Genomic DNA, 19691 nt, shown 5'->3' on the forward strand with positions numbered 1-19691 from the left:
TTGTATTCCTTATAGAATGATTAAATCTTTCGGAAACTTTGTTAGTACCTCCACGCCATCTTTTGTTACGACAACGTCATCCTCGATACGTACGCCTGTTACATCTGATTTATAAATGCCAGGCTCAATTGTAAAGACCATGCCCTCTTCCATTGTCATTTCATTAGCGCCTGTAACGGATGGGAATTCGTGTACAGAAATGCCGAGACCATGCCCAAGGCGATGTGTGAAATATTCACCATAACCTGCTTCAGTAATTGTATCACGAGCAATTTTATCTAAGTCCATAGCACGAATACCAGGCTTGACGGCTGCCACTGCATTTTGGTTGGCAGCTAAAACAGTATTATAAATTTCTTTTTGTGCTTCAGTAGGTTCACCGAAGGCAACTGTGCGCGTAATATCTGAGCAATAGCCATCGTAAATTACCCCAAGGTCAAATAGTACCATATCACCTTTTTCAATTTTACGTGCTCCTGGTTTCCCGTGTGGAGATGCAGTTTTTGGACCGCTTAATACCATTGTTTCAAAGGACATTTTGCACCCTTTATCTTGAATAGCACTTTCAATCGCAGTTAGAATTTCCATTTCTGTTTTGCCTTCAGCGATTTCCTTGCAACCAACTTCAATTGCATAATCAGCTAATTCTGCAGCCTTACGTAATTTTTCTAATTCACTTTCATCCTTGATTACACGCATGGCATTAATCTTTTCATCAAGGCGCACAAAATTAGCTTGAGGGAATGATTGTTGTAAAGCTTCTAAACGTTCCACGATTAGTTGCGCTTTTTCAATGGCAAACGTAGTTGGGTTAACTTGACGTGATGTGATAGCTTGGGCAAGAACGTCCATCGAATTTTCTGTATCTTGATGACCAATAACCTCGTAATTCCAACCTGCAGCCTTCGCATCTGGAATCTCCATTTGTGGACAAATTAGAAAAGGCTCAGCATTTTTAAAAATCATAACCCCTAGTAATCTTTCATGTGGATTACTTTTAAAGCCTGATACGTAAAAAACATTGTCAGGTGTTGTTACGAATGCTGCATCAATGTGATTTTGCTGCAAATAACTTTGGATTTCTTCAACCTTTGACATAAATATGTCCTCCTTTTATTACATGGGAAATGATACGTTAAAAGGTTTCGACAAAAAATGTCGATGCCTTTCTTAGTACTGAATAATGGTGCTCTAACAGGGTATAAGTCTATTAGAGAAGTCTACGATTATTCTCTATACAAGCATATCAAAAAAAGGGAAAATACGCATGAGTAGCGAATTAAAATGATGGACTGTAATTTATAATTCTGGGAGGATTTTAAAAATGGAAATCAGTTATCATGGACATTCAGTTGTCAAAATTCAAACAAATGGGAAAACAATTTTAATTGACCCTTTCATTAATGGCAATGGACAAACAGATTTAAACGTTGCTGAGGAAACACCAGATATTATTTTACTGACACATGGACATAATGATCATGTTGGTGACACGGTGGAACTAGCGAAGAAAAAAGATGCGTTAGTCATTGCTCCAAATGAATTAGCGAATTGGCTATCTTGGCAAGGTGTTAAAGTACACCCAATGCATATCGGGGGTGCTAAAGAATTTGACTTTGGTAAAGTGAAGTTTACACAAGCCTTTCATGGATCATCTTATGTAACAGATAATAATGAAATTATTTATATGGGCATGCCAGCGGGGATTTTATTATTTATTGAAGGATTAACAATCTATCATGCAGGCGATACGGCCCTATTTGGAGATATGAAGTTAATCGGTGAACGACATCCAATCGATATTGCCTTCTTACCAATTGGAGATAATTTTACAATGGGACCAGAGGATGCAGCTTGTGCAGTTTCATTCTTGAAGCCGAAAATAGTTGTACCGATTCATTACAATACATTCCCACCAATCGAGCAAGATCCACAAATTTTTGCAGATTTAGTGCAAAATTCTGAGGTTCAGATTTTAAAAGCGGGTGAAAAAGTAAACTGTTTCTAATCCTTGAGGTTGCTGTACTAATAAATTGACACCACGACGGTAGTTGAAATGATGGGCAATATTAAACTTTTTCTCACTTTATATTAAATATTTTTATAAAAAATATGGTACACTAAGAGCAGAATTGAAGCTTAGGAAATAGGTGATATTTTGTCTACAAAACATGAGAAAATTTTACAATACATCGAATCACTACCCGTGGGCGATAAAATTTCAGTACGTCAAATTGCGAAGGAAATGCAAGTGAGCGAAGGGACTGCTTACCGCGCCATAAAAGAAGCGGAAAATCGCCGCTTAGTAAGTTCGATAGAACGTGTTGGAACAATTCGTATTGAGAAAAAAAGAAAGAAAATATTGAGCGTTTGACTTTTGCAGAAATTGTCAATATTATCGATGGCCAAGTTTTAGGTGGAAAATCAGGTCTACATAAAACGCTAACGAAATTTGTCATTGGTGCAATGCAGCTAGAGGACATGATGCGCTATACAGATGCAGGTAGCTTATTGATTGTAGGGAACCGTATTAAAGCACATGAAAATGCACTACGAGCAGGTGCAGCGGTTTTAATCACTGGCGGTTTTGATACAACAGAAGATAATAAGATGCTTGCAGACTCATTAGATTTACCAATTATTTCAACAAGTTACGATACCTTTACAGTTGCAACGATGATTAACCGAGCAATCTATGACCAATTAATCAAAAAAGATATTTTGTTTATCGAAGACATTTATGTACCAATGACTGACACGGCTGCGTTAAAGAATGATGAAACAATTCATCATTTCCAGAAGCTGAATGAACGTACAACACACGGTGCATTTCCAGTTGTCACTCATCAAAATAAACTTGTCGGGATGATTACTGTAAAAGACGTCATTGGACGTGAAGAAAACGAGCTTATTGAAAAAGTTATGACGAAAAATCCGATTGCTGGCTCCATGAAAATGAGTGTTGCTTCTGCAGGGCATAGGATGATTTGGGAGGGGATTGACCTCTTACCTATTGTGGATGATGATAATATTCTGCAAGGTGTCATTAGTCGTCAGGATGTACTAAAGGCACTACAACTAGCACAAAGACAGCCGCAGCATGGTGAAACAATTGATGATTTAGTGAAAAATGAAATGAAGGTATTAGGTGATGAAGAACTTATTGTCGAATTTAAAGTCACGCCACAAATGACCAATCAATACGGAGCAATCTCATATGGTGCTTTTACAACGTTATTAGCTGAGGTAGGTTCTTTTGCATTAAAACGTCGCAAACGTGGAGATGCGGTGGCCGAGAATATGACGATTTACTTCATTAAACCCGTACAGATGGAAAGTACACTTACAGTTAAGCCTCGAATATTAGATATGAGTCGTAAGTTTGTGAAAATGGATTTTGAAGTGTATAATCAACAAATGCTTGTCGGTAAGGCAATGATGATGTTCCAATTATTGGAACGTTAACGATTAAAAAGGGATGGCCTAGAGCAATTGCTTGGTCATCCCTTTGTTACATAATTATTGATTTATACGAAATTCCTCTTCAACAAATTGCCCATAATGGCGTGCTTTTTTTGTATTTTCTAAAATGACAAAGATGCCGAGCACGACTAGAATTGCTACAATAATAAATGTATACAAGGTAGGGAATAGATAGGCTTGATTTAATCCAAAAAACACTAGGAAGGAACCAAAGCCTATATTCGCTTTACTCTTGTACCAATTCTTGGCAATCGGTAATGGAGAACGAAACTGTTTTGTTTTAAAATAAAAATAGAAGACAAATGATATGATTATCGTGAACACAAATATTAAATTGAGCATAGTAAACCTCCTAGCATAACTAGACATTATTGTAACGATTATTTTGGAAAAATGCTAACGGTTCTTACTATCATTTTGGAGGAATTTATGGTGAAAAGACAAATCATCGACACAATTAAGGCCAATGAAACAATCATAATTCATCGTCATGTACGTCCAGATCCGGATGCTTACGGCTCACAACAAGGATTAAAAGAGATTATTTTAGCAAATTATCCTGAGAAAAAGGTTTATGCTGTAGGAGACCATGATGCTTCTTTATCATTTATGGCACAGCCTGATCAAATAGCAGATGATGTTTATGAAAATGCCTTAGTCATCGTGACAGACACTGCCAATACAGAGCGCGTCGACGACCAGCGCTATACCAAAGGGAAAATGGTAATTAAAATTGATCATCATCCAAATGATGATGCTTATGGTGATCTTTTATGGGTTGACACAACAGCAAGCTCTTGCAGTGAAATGATTTATGAATTGTATGAAGAAGGTAAGGTAGTTGCAGACTGGAAATTATCAGATGCCGCAGCACGATTACTATTTGCAGGTATTGTAGGGGATACAGGCAGATTTCAATTCCCAAGTACAACCTCTAAAACATTTAAAGTTGCTGCAGATTTGATTACATATGATTTTAATCGAAATGAAATTTTTGATGGCATGTATGAAATGGATCAGAAGCTACTTAATTTACAAGGCTATATTTATCAAAATTTTGTAATGGATGAGCATGGAGCTGCCTATGTGAAGCTGTCAAAGGATTTGCTAGCACAGTATGAGACAGTTCCATCAGAGGCTTCTTTACTAGTAGGCTGTCTGGGCAGTGTAAAAGGAATATGCTCATGGGTAGTGTTCATTGAAGAAGAAGATCAAATTCGAGTACGACTACGTTCAAAGGGTCCAATTATTAATACATTAGCGAAGGAATTTAACGGGGGTGGGCATCCGCTAGCCTCTGGAGCTACTGCTTATTCATGGGAGGAGGCAGACGCCGTTATTTCAAGATTACAAGAAATTTGTAAAGCATATCATTAAGAGAGAAAAGGAAGGGATTCATTTGACACATGTATATACAAAGATGCATACGAGCGCGGATTTATTGAAAAGCACAATTCGGCTTGAACAATTGATTCCTTTTTTACAAGAGCAAAAAACACAGGCCTGTGCAATCGTAAATACGAAGTTGTACGGGCTTTTGCCTTTTTGTAAAGCGTTGCAGCAAGCAAATATCCATGCGGTCATAGGGCTTTCGGTTATCGTACAGTGGCAGGATCATCGTATACCCGTTGTACTGTATGCACAGACTCAAGAAGGCTATCAGCATCTTTTAAAGATTAGTAGTGCTATTTCAATTAGACATGATGAAGTATTGCCATGGAAGTGGCTTGAGGGATATGCAGCAGGATGTATCGCCATGCTTTCTACAAGTGATTTTGTGGACTTAACGGACTGGCAGGCAATAATTACTGCTTTTGTCCAGCTATTTAACCATCATTTTTATATGGGAATTGCACGACCTGGAGGGGTAAAAGCACCTAATGAAGGAGATATAGTTGTTTGGTGCGAGGAACAGACAATTCCACTTGTTGCCACTCAAAGTTGTTATTTTTTACGTCCAGAAGATCACTTTGCTTATGAGGTGGCTAGAGCGATTGATACGGGAGAAAAACTGGGTGGTACATTGTTAACGGCTGACTTACAAGGCTATTTTGCTCCTACGGCATATGAATGGCAAAATTGGTTTGCTGATCGACCAGAGTGGTTGGAGTCTAGCGTAAACATGCTTGCTAGTTGCACAGCTAGTATCCCTGAAATGCCTGTGCAAATGCCTAAATATCCTTTGCCTGTAGGTGAAACAGCTGAAAGTTTCTTGGTTAGTGAAGCATTTTCAGGATTGGAAAAACGCTTGAATCAAATGGCAATTCCGACTGCCTATCAGGAAAGGTTACAACATGAACTGGAAGTTATTTGTTCAATGGGCTTTGCTGACTATTTTTTAGTTGTTGCAGACTTTATGCGTTATGCGAAAGAAAATCGTATTTTGACTGGACCTGGTCGTGGTTCCTCCGCGGGTTCGCTTGTGGCCTATAGCCTATTCATAACACAAGTAGATCCACTAGCCTATGGTTTATTATTTGAACGATTTTTAAATCCTGAAAGAATCTCTTTACCTGATATTGATATCGATTTTGTCGATAGTAAAAGGCACCAGGTTATTCAGTATGTTGCACAAAAATATGGCAAAGCGAATGTTGCGCAAATTATTACATTTGGGACATTGTCTGCAAAAGCAGTAGCTAGAGATGTGGCGAGGGTTTTTAGCTTTGAGGCCGAGACGTTAGAAAAAATCTCGAAAATGATTCCTAATAAGCCAGGTATTACTTTACAAAGGGCTGTGGCAGAATCACAAGACTTTCAAGTCTGGTTAGCGGAGAATGAAAAGCATCAGCAGTGGTTGGATGTAGCACTTAAATTAGAAGGACTGCCGAGAAATTCCTCCACACATGCAGCGGGTATTGTCATCGCTCCATCTCCGTTAGTAAACACTGTACCTATTGAAGAAGGACATGATGGTATATATAGTACACAATGGCCGATGGGGGATATTGAAGCGTGTGGTCTCATTAAAATGGACTTTTTAGGCTTGCGCAATCTTACGATTTTAGAGCAAATACGTTGGTCAATCTATAAAGCGGGAGGACCTTGGATAGAATTTGAACGCATCCCTATGCATGATGAAACAACGTTTCAACTTTTACAACGTGGAGATACATCAGGTATCTTTCAATTAGAATCAGATGGAATGAAACAAGCTTTACGGGATATTCAACCTTCGAGCTTTTCAGATATTGTCGCGGTAAACGCACTTTATCGTCCAGGTCCGATGGATTTTATCCCAGTCTATGCTAGACGAAAAGCTGGGAAAGAAATGGTTGTTATGCCCCACCCTGTATTAGAGCCTATCTTACAAGAGACATTTGGCGTTATTGTTTATCAAGAACAAATTATAAAAATTGCATCTGTTCTGGCGGGCTTTACAATGGGACAAGCAGATTTGCTACGCCGTGCAGTAAGTAAAAAAAATCGTCAAGTTTTAGAGGAGCAACGTGCTTCATTTGTTAATGGCGCATTAAAGCAAGGATTTGATCAACATGTAGCAGAAGAAGTATACGAACTCATTGTTCGCTTTGCGGATTATGGGTTCCCTAAAAGTCATGCTGTGGCCTATAGTATAATTTCTTATCAAATGGCCTATTTAAAAGCTCATTTTCCTTTAAGCTTTTATGCAGCGTTATTATCAAATGCAACAGGAAATATAGAGAAGATTCAACATTTTGTCCTTGAGGCAAAAGATAAAGGTATCCTTTTTTATCCACCCTCATTAAAAAACAGTACTAAATATTTTACTGTAGAAAATGAAGGTATTCGCTATAGCTTATCAGGAATTAAGGGAGTACCGCATACTTTGATAGAAAAAGTGACTGCTTTACGTCAATCAAATCCAGAGGCGTTGAATAATCTTTTTGATTTAGCTGTTGCCTTAAGTGCACAGCATTTTAAACCGAAAGTCATGGAATCACTCATTTTTGCTGGTGCGCTAGATTACCTCGACAAAGACCGTGCTATTCTAGTCAATACCATAGATGCCGCCTTAAAACATGCTGAACTGTTAAGGCCGACTGAAGATATCGACATGGCAACGGCAATGGCGTTTAACTTTGGTAAACCAAAATATATGCAGGCAGATGAAATGCCTCAAAAGGAAAAATTAATGCATGAGAAGGAAAGCTTAGGCTTTTACATTTCAACACATCCTGTAGCACAAGAAAGGCATTTTTGGAATGATATTACCTGTACTTGCCGAGAGCTGAAGCAGATGCGTGATGGAACTTTAGTAAAAATCATTGGTATAATTGAAGAAGTGAAAAAAATCCGCACAAAAAAAGGTGAGCAAATGGCTTTTGTTCATCTACAGGACGAATATGGTACTGTTTCGATTACCTTATTCCCGCAAGTTTTTCAAGTTGTTCAGGAATTTTTATTGGAAGACGAAATGTTATGGGTTGAAGGTGTAATCGAGAGACGCTTTGGTAAGCCGCAAATCAAAGTAAAACATGCGCAAACGACAAAAAAGGTATGAAATAAAACAAAAAATTAGAAACTGCATTCAATTTTATGCAGTTTTTTCTTTACTTTTGAACAGTTATTTTGTAAGCTAGAAACAACGTTAAAAGTGGTCAGACCACTTTTTGATAAGGGGAGTTAGTCGTATGGATCAAAAAACCGAACAAAAAAAAGTGTTTTTAGAAATCGTCCAACAACTACGTCAACTCATTAAAATGGAAAAAATACAAGCAGGTGAAAAGTTACCATCCGAGCGCGTTCTATCAGAGCGTCTAGGTGTCGGGCGATCCTCTGTGAGAGAGGCTTTGCGAAGCTTAGAATTGCTGGGGCTAATAGAAACGAGACATGGTGGTGGAACATTTCTTGCGTCTACACATAAGCATCAGTTAGTAGAGATACTGTCGATGTTTATACTAGAAGATGAAAAATCCAAAAAGGATGTCGAATTAACGCGACAAATTCATGAAATGGAAGCAATTCGCGTAATAAGTTGTACAGAGATTCTTCGCACACTACCTGTGTGGGATAGTTTTTTTGTGAAACTAGAAATTGAAGGAACTGTTAATTGTCGAGATATTTTAAGAGAATTATTAATTACGTCAGGTAATCGTCTTTCATTAAAAATCTGGTTTCAATTAGCAGCATATGATGGCGACCGATTAGATCGAAACTCAACAGAAGATGAAAAATTAATCATTCAAACAATGTTGAAATCGATGCAGCTTGGTTATGAAAAAGAAGCATTAAAAGCTTATGAGCAGTGGATGAATACTGTACAAAGCATTTAGACAACAACAAAGGGGGAGTCAAACATGGCAATACGCAGCTTATTTAGTGGTAATCGAAAAAAGAAAGAGGACGGACAAGAAAATTCATTTCCAGAAGGATTAATGACGAAATGTCCTGAATGTCGTCACATTCAACTAACAAAGGAATTAGAAAAAAATCATAAAGTATGTACAAAATGTAGTCACCATTTCAAAATGACTGCTCAAGAACGTGTGGACTATTTCTTAGACGAAGGTTCATTCGAATCTATGGATGATCATTTACAAACAAGTAATCCCCTTAATTTCCCAGCGTATGTAGAAAAAATTTCTGCCGATCAAGAGAAAACTGGCTTGAATGAGGCTGTCCTAACAGGAGTCGGTACGTTAGATGGAGAAGAAATTGTCGTAGCGATAATGGATTCACATTTCCGTATGGGTTCAATGGGATCAGTTGTAGGTGAAAAAATTACACGCGCTGTGGAAAAAGCAACAGAACTAGGTGTGCCGTTTATTATCTTTACTGCTAGTGGCGGGGCACGTATGCAAGAGGGTGTACTATCATTAATGCAAATGGCGAAAACGAGCGTAGCCTTAAAACGCCATAGTGATCAAGGTTTATTATTCATTTCTATTTTAACGCATCCAACAACTGGTGGAGTTTCTGCAAGCTTTGCTTCCGTTGGTGATATAAATATTGCAGAGCCACAAGCATTAATTGGTTTTGCAGGACGTCGGGTTATTGAAGAAACTGTAAGAGAAAAACTGCCAAGCGATTTCCAAACTGCAGAATTTTTATTAGAGCATGGTCAGCTTGATGCAATCTTCCATCGCAAAGATTTACGCAAACAAGTTTCCTTACTTGTAAAAATGCATACGAAAGGCGGCGTGCAACATGTCTAAAAATTTAGCATTTGAAGAACCAGTCGTACAATTACGAGAGAAAATTGATGAACTAAAAACAATTGCTGCAGAAGCAGATGTAGATATGTCAGGTGAAATTGAAAAGCTGGAAACGCGCTTATCGCAGCTTGAGCAATCAATTTATGCAAATATGAAGCCTTGGGATCGTGTGCAAGTTGCAAGACATCCAGAGCGACCTACAACGTTACAATACATTGAAGCAATGTGCGAAAACTTTATTGAATTACATGGTGACCGTACGTTTGGTGATGATGCTGCGATTCTTGGTGGAATTGCCACTTTTGAAGGGCAGCCTGTAACTATTATAGGACATCAGCGTGGTAAATCTACTAAGGAAAATATCCGTCGTAATTTTGGTATGCCTCATCCAGAGGGCTACCGAAAAGCTTTACGTTTGATGAAGCAAGCCGAAAAATTTAAACGGCCAATTATTTGTTTTATTGATACAAAGGGTGCTTACCCTGGTAAAGCTGCAGAAGAAAGAGGACAAAGTGAAGCGATTGCTAGAAACCTTGTTGAAATGGCAGGCTTAACAGTACCGGTTATTAGTATCGTTATTGGTGAAGGTGGAAGTGGTGGTGCTCTAGCATTAGGTGTAGCAAATCGTGTCTTTATGCTAGAGAATTCAACATATTCGGTTATTTCTCCTGAAGGTGCAGCATCTATTTTATGGCGTGATGGTAGTCTTGCTAAGCAGGCAGCTGAAGCAATGCGTATTACAGCGCCTGATTTAAAAGAGCTTGGTGTAATTGATGGTATTATTCCTGAAATTATTGGTGGAGCACATCGCAATGTAGCAAAACAGGCTCTCGCTATTAAAGAATGCATTAGTGAGACTCTTCATGCATTAAATTCTCTAAATGGAGAACAATTAATTGAAGATCGCTATGAAAAATTTAAAAAAATTGGACAATATACAGAAGCGTAATCTTGTTTATGATGAACAAATGAATGTTTTATCTGATTGTGTATAAAAAAACGAAGGGCATAAATTTGCTCGTAAAGAGACAGAATTTGTATCTCAACATATTAAAAAGCTATAAAGATGAAAGAAGATAGCAGCGCAAAATAAACGCCAGACTTCTTGAAAAAATGTTAGATTTAGGATGTTTTGGAATGGAAAGAGTGTGTGAAAGCGCATTCTTTTCATTTTTTATGTAAAAGTTATGTTTTTGTATCCCCAGAACCCTTACATAGTTTGTTTTTTCATGTTAATGTGAATAATAATAGTAACTGCAGGAGGTTCGACAATGAAAAAAATTGCTGTATTAACAAGTGGTGGAGATGCGCCTGGAATGAACGCAGCTATTCGCGCGGTTGTTCGTAAGGCAGCATTTCATGGAGTTGATGTTGTCGGAATTAAGCATGGTTATGAAGGCTTAGTAAAAGGGAATATGGAAGACCTTGATTTAGGTGCAGTTGGTGGTATTATCCAGCGAGGTGGTACACATTTAAATTCTGCAAGATGCCCAGAATTTAAAGAAGATGCTGTCCAGCAACGGGGCATTGAAAATTTACGAGCTGCTGGTATTGAAGGACTTGTTGTCATTGGTGGTGATGGGTCTTATCGAGGTGCTATGGATTTAGTGAAAAAGGGCTTCCCTGTTGTGGGTGTGCCAGGGACAATCGATAATGATATTCCAGGAACGGAATATACAATTGGCTTTGATACGGCTCTCAATACGGTTGTTGAATCCATTGATAAAATCCGTGACACAGCTACATCTCATGAAAATTCCTTCATTGTAGAAGTCATGGGCCGTGATGCAGGTGATATTGCCTTATGGGCAGGTCTTGCTGCTGGCGCTGAAACAGTGTTAATTCCTGAAGAAGATTATAATTTAGATGAGATTGTAGCACGCTTAGATCGTGGAGCAGCACGTGGTAAAAAGCACAGTATTATTATTGTTGCAGAAGGTGTTATGTCTGGAAGTGAGCTAGCAAAGCTGTTGAAAGAAAAAACTGGAAAGGAAACACGCGTTTCAGTATTAGGTCACATTCAGCGTGGTGGTTCACCTACAGCTCGAGATCGCGTCTTGGCAAGTCAATTTGGAGCACATGCAGTTGAGTTACTAATGGAAGGTAAGGCTGGCCGAGCAGTAGGCATTCGCAATCATCAAGTTATTGACTATGATATGCCAGAGGCTTTCGAAAAGAATCATGAGGCAGATGTAAGCCTTTATACACTAATGAAAGAACTATCAATATAATTTGTTATAAAACGGAGTGGGCAAAAATGAGAAAAACAAAAATCGTATGTACAATTGGACCTGCAAGTGAGTCACCAGAAACTTTAGAAAAATTAATCGAAGCAGGTATGAATGTAGCCCGCTTGAATTTTTCACACGGATCACATGAGGAACATGCGGGACGTATTCAGTTAATTCGTGAAGTAGCACAAAAGTTAAATAAACCAGTAGGGATTTTACTTGATACTAAAGGTCCTGAAATTCGTACACATAATATGAAAAATGGAGAGCTTCATTTAACAGCAGGTCAAGTGATTGATATTTCAATGACTGAAGTAGAAGGTACTGAGACAAGCTTTTCTGTCACGTATGAGCGCTTAATTGAAGATGTTGAACAAAATTCAATTATTTTACTTGATGATGGTCTTATTCAATTACGTGTATTAGCAACAGATATGGAAAAAGGATTAATTCATACGATTGTTGAGAATGCTGGGGTTCTAAAAAATAAAAAAGGTGTTAACGTTCCAGGTGTTTCTGTACAGCTACCAGGTATAACAGAAAAAGACGCGCAAGATATTTTGTTTGGTATAGAGCAAGGCGTTGATTTTATTGCAGCTTCATTTGTTCGTCGTGCAAAGGATGTTCTAGAGATTCGTGAATTGCTTGAACAAAACGGTGGTAGTCATATTCAAATTATCCCTAAAATTGAAAACCAAGAGGGTGTCGATAATATCGACGAAATTATCCTAGTGTCTGATGGATTAATGGTTGCGCGTGGAGATCTTGGTGTAGAAATTCCAGCGGAAGAAGTACCACTTGTACAAAAGAAATTAATCTTGAAATGTAACCAAGTAGGGAAACCTGTTATTACCGCAACACAAATGTTAGATTCAATGCAGCGTAACCCACGTCCAACACGTGCAGAAGCAAGTGACGTAGCGAACGCAATTATTGATGGAACAGATGCTATCATGTTATCTGGTGAAACTGCTGCGGGTCTTTATCCAGTAGAATCTGTACAAACGATGAATAAAATCGCTCAGCGTACAGAAAATTCATTAGATTATCGCTCTATTGTATCAACACGTAGTCGTGAAAAAGAGGCTAATATGACAGAGGCTATTTCACAAGCGGTAGCTTATACATCTATCAATTTAGGTGTGAAAGCCGTATTAGCACCAACTGAAAGTGGTAATACAGCAAGAATGATCGCAAAATATCGACCAGGTGTGCAAATTGTTGCCGTAACAGGCTCTACAAATACAGCCAATACATTAACATTAGTATGGGGCGTATACCCAATTGTTTGTCAACGAGTGTCAACAACAGATGAAATCTTAGAACTAGCTGTTGATGAAAGCTTGAAGCATGGTTTCGTTACACATGGTGACGCTGTTGTCATTACAGCAGGTGTGCCAGTAGGTGAAGCGGGTACAACTAACTTAATGAAGGTACACATTATTGGAGATTTACTCGCTCGAGGTCAAGGGATCGGAAAAGCATCTGTCGTAGGTAAAACGGTTGTTGCTAAAAATGCCGCTGAGGCACTTGCCTACGATACGGAAGGATGCATTCTCGTAACAGTTGGTTCAGATCGTGATATGATGCCTGCATTAGAGAATTGCATTGGTTTGATTACTGAAGAAGGTGGTCTAACTAGTCACGCAGCAGTGGTTGGACTAAGCCTTGGTATTCCAGTAATAGTTGGCGTTAAAGAAGCTACAACATTAATTCGTCATGGCCAAGAAATTACAATGGACGCTGAAACAGGTGTTATTTACAAAGGACATGCAAGTGTTCTTTAACAGTTAACAAAAAGCTCTAGTGCGATTTGTTGTACTAGAGCTTTTTCTAAGGGTTGTACACTCTCTATTTTTACTCTATACCGTAAACTTCTATTTTTCTCTTACTAACTACGGCAGGTTTTCTATTTGAGTGAGGGCATTCATTTTTTTATGAAACTAATTGGGCTATAATAACGTATAAAAGGTATTGCTTTTTCAAGTAGAGAGGGGAAAAATATGCGAAAAATTTTTCTTGGTGTCGTTGTCTACGCATTAGCCGAATTGGCGTTATTAATAGTCATTGGACAAAATATTGGTGTATTTAGTACATTGATGCTGATTGTTGCAACAAGCGTTATTGGAATATATGTAATGAAAAATAAAGGTATGAATTCTATTCAAAATGTAAAAAATACAATGGCCAGAGGAGAGGCACCAGGAGCTGCTTTGGTTGATACACTATTAACATTTGGTGGTGGTTTGTTCTTAGCGCTACCAGGGTTTTTAACAGATCTTGTTGGATTACTACTTCTCATGCCTTTTTCACGAAAAATGTTCCAACCAATTGTCTATTACTGGATGCGTAAAAAAATGAAAAAAGGTCAATTTATTATCGTTCAAAGATAGAGTTTTCCTTTAGCTTTACGGCTAAGAATAAAAAGATAGGACTAAGCAATATTCCATAAAAGCCAAACAATAGAATAGAGGCAGCACTGATGAAAAATGTATGGAACGTACGTAGTTGAAGTGTATTGGACCAAAGCATTGAATCGGCTAGCTGCCTTGTTAATTGTACAAATAAATATAATAGTAAAATGGCTACACATAAAAATGTATTGCCGTTGAAATAAAAATAAATACTCATTGGTACAAGGAAAACACCAATTCCGAAAAATGGTAGTACATCTGCAAATGCTACAATGAAAGCTTTAATGATGGCTTGTTCAAACTGAAGGATCATAAATCCAGCACAAAGAATAAATAAAGTAATTGTGAATAATTGAAACTCCACAAATAAGAAGTAATGAAAAAGTTGCATCATTTTTGCGAAGTGAGATTGCCATTCTTGACGATATTTTTTGGGCACATATCGGAAAAACCAGTACCGTGATTTACGTGTTTCTAGTAAAGCGAAATAATAAGCAACTAAAAAGATAAATACCTCAATGACGTGCTTCATCAATAATTGGAAAAGATCTGCTGTGTAGACGATGATCGAATCAAAAATCGACAGTGATTTTTCCTTTAAAACTTGTACAAACATGGATTCATATTCACTAAAAAGCGGGAAATTAAGTAATGTTTCTCTAATTTCAGGAAATATTACAATAATACTGTTGATGGATATGACGACAAGTAGAAAAATACAAGTTAATATTAATACTTCCACAATAATTGCTGCCATCCAATAGGCAACCTTACAATATTTATGCAGAAATTTTATAATAGGATACGTCGAAAATGATAAAAAAATAGCAAGAGAAACAGGTAACACAAACCAAAGTATCACTAAATAAAAAATAAAAAGCAAAATACTTGTAGTTCTTTCGTATGAAAAATACTTTAAATTCCTCATTTTTACATATTCACCCCAAACTAAATGATAAATTAATGTCAAAATATACAAAACAACCTCTTTAGGACAAATATATAGTCGTTCGGACGTCTTTTTCTTTATTTGGAGGATTTTCATTCACAAAGCTGTCAAAAATGATTATAATAGCAATGTAAGCGATTTACTTAATGGTTCATATGAGCAAAATCCGCAAATGCAAGATAAAAAACGCATTTGCAACAAAATATAAATATGAGGGAGCGATAATTTATGTCAGCAACTAAAGGTTTAGAAGGTATCGTAGCAGCGGAATCTAAAATCAGTTCAATTATCGATGACACACTTACATATGTTGGTTACAACATTGATGATTTAGCAGAAAATGCGTCATTCGAAGAGGTAATTTACTTGTTATGGCATACTCGTTTACCAAAAGAGGACGAGCTAGCTGAATTAAAACAACAATTGGCAGACAACATGTCAATTCCGCAAGCGATTATCGATCAATTCAAAACATACCCACTTTCAACTGTACATCCAATGGCTGCACTACGTACTGCAGTATCTCTACTTGGTGTATTCGATGAAGAAGCGGATGTTATGGATCCAGAAGCAAACTACCGCAAAGCAATTCGTCTTCAAGCTAAAATTGCTACAGTAGTAACTGCATTTGCACGTGTTCGTAAAGGCTTAGAGCCAGTTGCACCAAAACCTGAACTAGGATATGCTGCAAACTTCTTATACATGCTTAAAGGTGAAGAGCCAGCAGCAGTTGAAATTGAAGCATTTGATAAAGCATTAGTATTACATGCTGACCATGAGTTAAATGCATCTACATTTACAGCACGTGTATGTGTAGCTACATTATCAGATGTTTATTCTGGTGTAACTGCGGCAATCGGCGCATTAAAAGGACCACTTCATGGTGGAGCAAATGAGCAAGTTATGAAGATGTTATCTGAAATCGGCTCACTTGAAAATGTTGAATCTTATATTCAAAATAAATTAGACAACAAAGAAAAAATCATGGGCTTCGGTCACCGCGTTTATCGCAAAGGCGACCCTCGTGCACCACATTTACGTGTAATGTCTCAAAAATTAACTGAACTAACTGGTAAACCAGAGCTTTATGAAATGTCAGTTAAAATCCATGACATGATCGTGGAACAAAAGAAATTACCTGCTAACGTAGATTTCTTCTCTGCGTCAGTGTATGATTCTTTAGGTATTGATCATGACCTGTTCACACCAATTTTCGCAGTATCACGTACTTCAGGTTGGGTGGCACACATCCTTGAGCAATATGCAAATAACCGCCTAATCCGTCCACGTGCTGAGTATGTTGGACCAGGCATGCAAAAATATGTTCCAATCAGCGAGCGCTAATTTGGAAAATATGCTAGAATGTTTGGGACTGTGTTATCACTAACACAGTCCTATGATTATGAATTTAGGAGGCAACAGAATGTCAAACAAAATTGTAGTTGAAAATGGCGTACTTAATGTACCAAATAATCCAGTAATTCCTTTCATCGAAGGTGATGGAATTGGTCCAGATATCTGGGCAGCAGCATCACGCGTAATCGACGCAGCAGTAGAAAAAGCTTATAACGGTGAAAAGAAAATCGAATGGTTAGAAGTTTTAGCTGGTGAAAAAGCATTTAACCAAACTGGTGAATGGTTACCACAAGAAACTTTAGACAAAATTAACGAATACTTAATTGCAATCAAAGGTCCTCTTACTACGCCAATCGGTGGTGGTATCCGCTCTCTTAACGTAGCATTACGTCAACAACTTGACCTATATGTATGCTTACGTCCAGTACGTCACTTTGATGGAGTGCCTTCTCCAGTTAAACGCCCAGAAGACGTTGATATGGTTATCTTCCGTGAAAACACAGAAGACATCTATGCTGGTATTGAATTCGAATCTGGTTCAGAACAAGCTCAAAAAATCATCAACTTCCTACAAACTGAATTTGGTGTAAACAAAATCCGCTTCCCAGAAACTTCTGGTATCGGTGTAAAACCTGTATCTAAAGAAGGTACTGAGCGTTTAGTACGTTCTGCTATCGAATATGCAATTAAACACAAACGCCCATCTGTTACTTTAGTTCATAAAGGTAACATCATGAAATTCACTGAAGGTGGATTCAAAAAATGGGGTTATGAATTAGCAGAAAAAGAATTTGCTGATCAAACTTTCACTTGGAACCAATACGATGCAATTAAAGCTGAACAAGGTGAAGAAGCAGCAAACAAAGCTCAAGCTGATGCACTTGCAGCAGGTAAAATCCTAGTTAAAGATTCTATCGCTGATATCTTCTTACAACAAATCTTAACTCGTCCAACTGAGTTCGATGTAGTTGCTACAATGAACTTAAATGGTGACTATATTTCTGATGCACTAGCTGCACAAGTTGGTGGTATTGGTATCGCTCCAGGTGCGAACATTAACTATGTAACTGGACATGCGATCTTCGAAGCTACTCACGGTACAGCACCAAAATATGCTGGCTTAGATAAAGTAAACCCATCTTCAGTATTACTTTCTGGTGTATTAATGCTTGAACACTTAGGATGGCAAGAAGCTGCTGACATGATCACTAAATCTGTTGAGCAAACAATTTCTTCTAAAGTTGTAACTTATGACTTCGCACGTTTAATGGACGGAGCAACAGAAGTGAAATGTTCAGAATTCGCGAATGAGTTAATCAAAAACCTATAATTTTCTATTCTACAATAGGAATTATCGCTAAAGCGGATGTTTTATTCTGCCGATATAATTAGGGTGAAAGTAAATTAAATTTAATATTTACGATAAACTTGTTTAATCGAGGGAGTGAGATGTATATCTCCTCCCTCTTTTAAAATATATAACCTAATTTTAAAGGAGCGTATTCAAATGTCTCTGAAACGTAAAAAAATCTCAGTAATTGGTGGCGGCTTTACAGGCGCTACTGCAGCATTTTTAGCAGCTCAGAAAGAACTTGGTGATGTTGTTTTAGTGGATATTCCACAAGCTGAAAACCCAACTAAGGGGAAGGCCTTAGATATGTGGGAAGCAGCGCCAATACAAGGTTTTGATTCTTTTGTACAAGGTACATCTAATTATGCAGATACGGCTAATTCTGATGTAGTCATCATTACTGCTGGTGTTGCACGTAAACCAGGCATGAGTCGTGATGATTTAGTCCAAATCAATCAAGGTGTCATGAAAACTGTTTCAAAAGAGATTGCAACGCATTCACCAAATGCCACAATTCTTGTACTGACAAATCCAGTTGATGCCATGACGTATACAGTATATAAAGAAACAGGCTTCCCTAAAAACCGTGTTATCGGTCAATCGGGTGTTCTTGATACGGCTCGTTTCTGTGCATTTGTGGCGGAAGAACTTAATATCTCCGTAAAGGACATTACAGGCTTTGTATTAGGTGGGCATGGTGACACAATGGTACCGTTAACTCGTTATTCATTTGCAGGTGGGATTCCATTAGAAACGTTAATCTCTGCAGAACGTTTAGAAGAGATTGTTGACCGTACGCGCAACGGTGGAGCTGAAATTGTCAACCTGCTTGGGAACGGCTCAGCGTATTATGCACCAGCTGCGGCTCTGATCGAAATGGCAGAAGCAATTATAAAAGATCAGAAACGTATTCTTCCTTCCATTGCTTATTTAGAAGGCGAGTATGGCTATCATGATTTATATTTAGGTGTTCCCACATTATTAGGGGCCAATGGCATTGAAAAAATCTTTGAGCTTCAGTTAACAGACAAAGAAAAGGCGGCTTTAGACCAATCGGCAGATGCCGTCCGTCAAGTGATGAAAATTTTAGTGTAATTTGATAATGACTCGTCATAAGGTGTCCAGATTTCTTGCGAGTGTGTTCAATACACTCGAAAAATAGAAAACGAGTAGGAATGATTCCTGCTCGTTTTTTTATATTCAAATATTGTTTAGGCTATTGTTCTTCTGCTTTTCATTGTACTTTTGGCATAAAATTGATACTATGAATGTAATATGATAGAAAAGGGGTTGGCGTATCTTTGCTTCAAAAAAATGGTAAACTTGGTCTTTCAATCGATGAAATAACAGTTGGCGAGAAAATCCATATAACTGAAAAAATTGAAGATAGGGATTTATTGCTGTATTTAGGGCTTACAAACGATAGTAACCCGCTTTATATTCAACATGACTACGCGGCAATGACACCTTTTCAGAAGCCAATTGTGCCGACAATTATGTTAAATGGAATTATTACATCAGCTGTGTCAAAGTATATTCCTGGACCGGGTGCACGAATTATTGAGCAACATTTAAAATATTTAGGACCTCTCTATCATTATGAATTGTTTGATACGCTATTAGAGGTAACGGCAGTCAATAAATACGACAATACAATTACTGTGTCTGTACACTCCTATAATGAGCAAAAGCAGCTTGTGATTGAAGGTATGTTGCTAGTGACTCCACCACTTGCATTATAGACGTCTTGAGATTTGAAATGGGGGTTTC

The 19691-nt window shown here is 37.8% G+C and carries 16 protein-coding genes and 1 pseudogene; 14 read left to right on the top strand and 3 right to left on the bottom strand.

The window, feature by feature from the left end; all coding sequences use genetic code 11:
• Positions 1 to 9: 9 nt before the first annotated feature.
• Positions 10 to 1098, bottom strand: a complete 1089-nt coding sequence (locus SJW71_RS06675) for a M24 family metallopeptidase (protein WP_274794078.1) — start codon at positions 1096 to 1098, stop codon at positions 10 to 12.
• A gap of 226 nt (positions 1099 to 1324) precedes the next feature.
• Between SJW71_RS06675 and SJW71_RS06680 the strand changes: the two genes are divergently transcribed.
• Both SJW71_RS06680 and SJW71_RS06685 read left to right on the top strand, forming a co-directional pair.
• The gene (locus SJW71_RS06680) at positions 1325 to 2008 is read left to right on the top strand and encodes a metal-dependent hydrolase (protein ID WP_274794077.1); all 684 of its coding nucleotides are present in this window, start codon (positions 1325 to 1327) and stop codon (positions 2006 to 2008) included.
• A gap of 150 nt (positions 2009 to 2158) precedes the next feature.
• Positions 2159 to 3465: pseudogene (locus SJW71_RS06685) on the top strand (DRTGG domain-containing protein).
• A 54-nt stretch (positions 3466 to 3519) separates the two neighbouring features.
• Here the strand turns inward: SJW71_RS06685 and SJW71_RS06690 are convergent.
• The gene (locus SJW71_RS06690) at positions 3520 to 3825 is read right to left on the bottom strand and encodes a YtpI family protein (RefSeq protein WP_274794075.1); all 306 of its coding nucleotides are present in this window, start codon (positions 3823 to 3825) and stop codon (positions 3520 to 3522) included.
• A gap of 90 nt (positions 3826 to 3915) precedes the next feature.
• On the opposite strand from SJW71_RS06690, the gene SJW71_RS06695 reads away from it, so the two are divergent.
• The 8 genes from SJW71_RS06695 (at position 3916) to SJW71_RS06730 (ending at position 14244) form a co-directional block, all read left to right on the top strand.
• On the top strand, positions 3916 to 4860 hold the full coding sequence (locus SJW71_RS06695) for a DHH family phosphoesterase (protein WP_274797367.1): 945 nt from the start codon (positions 3916 to 3918) through the stop codon (positions 4858 to 4860).
• Between the two features lie 22 nt (positions 4861 to 4882).
• Positions 4883 to 7966, top strand: coding sequence for a DNA polymerase III subunit alpha (gene dnaE / locus SJW71_RS06700; RefSeq protein WP_431811882.1), 3084 nt, complete (start codon positions 4883 to 4885; stop codon positions 7964 to 7966).
• A 130-nt stretch (positions 7967 to 8096) separates the two neighbouring features.
• Positions 8097 to 8738 (top strand): FadR/GntR family transcriptional regulator, encoded by a 642-nt coding sequence (locus SJW71_RS06705; protein WP_274794073.1) that lies wholly within the window; start codon positions 8097 to 8099, stop codon positions 8736 to 8738.
• Positions 8739 to 8762: 24 nt separating this feature from the next.
• On the top strand, positions 8763 to 9620 hold the full coding sequence (accD, locus tag SJW71_RS06710) for an acetyl-CoA carboxylase, carboxyltransferase subunit beta (RefSeq protein ID WP_274794072.1): 858 nt from the start codon (positions 8763 to 8765) through the stop codon (positions 9618 to 9620).
• Positions 9613 to 10569 (top strand): acetyl-CoA carboxylase carboxyltransferase subunit alpha, encoded by a 957-nt coding sequence (locus tag SJW71_RS06715; RefSeq protein WP_274794071.1) that lies wholly within the window; start codon positions 9613 to 9615, stop codon positions 10567 to 10569. Before accD ends, SJW71_RS06715 begins: the two co-directional genes overlap by 8 nt.
• A gap of 322 nt (positions 10570 to 10891) precedes the next feature.
• A complete protein-coding gene (gene pfkA / locus SJW71_RS06720; RefSeq protein WP_312506602.1) occupies positions 10892 to 11851 on the top strand; it encodes a 6-phosphofructokinase in 960 nt (319 codons plus the stop codon).
• Between the two features lie 26 nt (positions 11852 to 11877).
• Positions 11878 to 13638: a pyruvate kinase gene (gene pyk / locus SJW71_RS06725; protein ID WP_274794069.1), complete on the top strand. Its 1761-nt coding sequence runs from the start codon at positions 11878 to 11880 to the stop codon at positions 13636 to 13638.
• A 216-nt stretch (positions 13639 to 13854) separates the two neighbouring features.
• Positions 13855 to 14244: an FxsA family protein gene (locus tag SJW71_RS06730; protein WP_274794068.1), complete on the top strand. Its 390-nt coding sequence runs from the start codon at positions 13855 to 13857 to the stop codon at positions 14242 to 14244.
• Here the strand turns inward: SJW71_RS06730 and SJW71_RS06735 are convergent.
• Positions 14228 to 15193, bottom strand: a complete 966-nt coding sequence (locus tag SJW71_RS06735) for an AI-2E family transporter (RefSeq protein ID WP_274797366.1) — start codon at positions 15191 to 15193, stop codon at positions 14228 to 14230. The two genes, SJW71_RS06730 and SJW71_RS06735, sit on opposite strands and share 17 nt — an antisense overlap.
• Positions 15194 to 15442: 249 nt before the next feature.
• Here SJW71_RS06735 and citZ point away from each other — a divergent pair, with 249 nt between their 5' ends.
• From citZ to SJW71_RS06755, 4 genes are all read left to right on the top strand, one after another.
• Positions 15443 to 16558 carry a citrate synthase gene (gene citZ, locus SJW71_RS06740; protein WP_274794067.1) on the top strand — a complete coding sequence of 372 codons (1116 nt, stop codon included), beginning with the start codon at positions 15443 to 15445 and terminating at the stop codon, positions 16556 to 16558.
• A gap of 79 nt (positions 16559 to 16637) precedes the next feature.
• A complete protein-coding gene (icd, locus tag SJW71_RS06745) occupies positions 16638 to 17900 on the top strand; it encodes an NADP-dependent isocitrate dehydrogenase (RefSeq protein WP_274794066.1) in 1263 nt (420 codons plus the stop codon).
• A gap of 177 nt (positions 17901 to 18077) precedes the next feature.
• On the top strand, positions 18078 to 19016 hold the full coding sequence (mdh, locus tag SJW71_RS06750) for a malate dehydrogenase (protein ID WP_312506600.1): 939 nt from the start codon (positions 18078 to 18080) through the stop codon (positions 19014 to 19016).
• A 206-nt stretch (positions 19017 to 19222) separates the two neighbouring features.
• Positions 19223 to 19663 (top strand): MaoC/PaaZ C-terminal domain-containing protein, encoded by a 441-nt coding sequence (locus tag SJW71_RS06755; protein WP_274794064.1) that lies wholly within the window; start codon positions 19223 to 19225, stop codon positions 19661 to 19663.
• Positions 19664 to 19691: the final 28 nt, after the last annotated feature.

Source organism: Lysinibacillus sp. FW12, from assembly GCF_050817245.1.
GTDB classification, from domain to species: Bacteria; Bacillota; Bacilli; order Bacillales_A; family Planococcaceae; genus Lysinibacillus; species Lysinibacillus irui.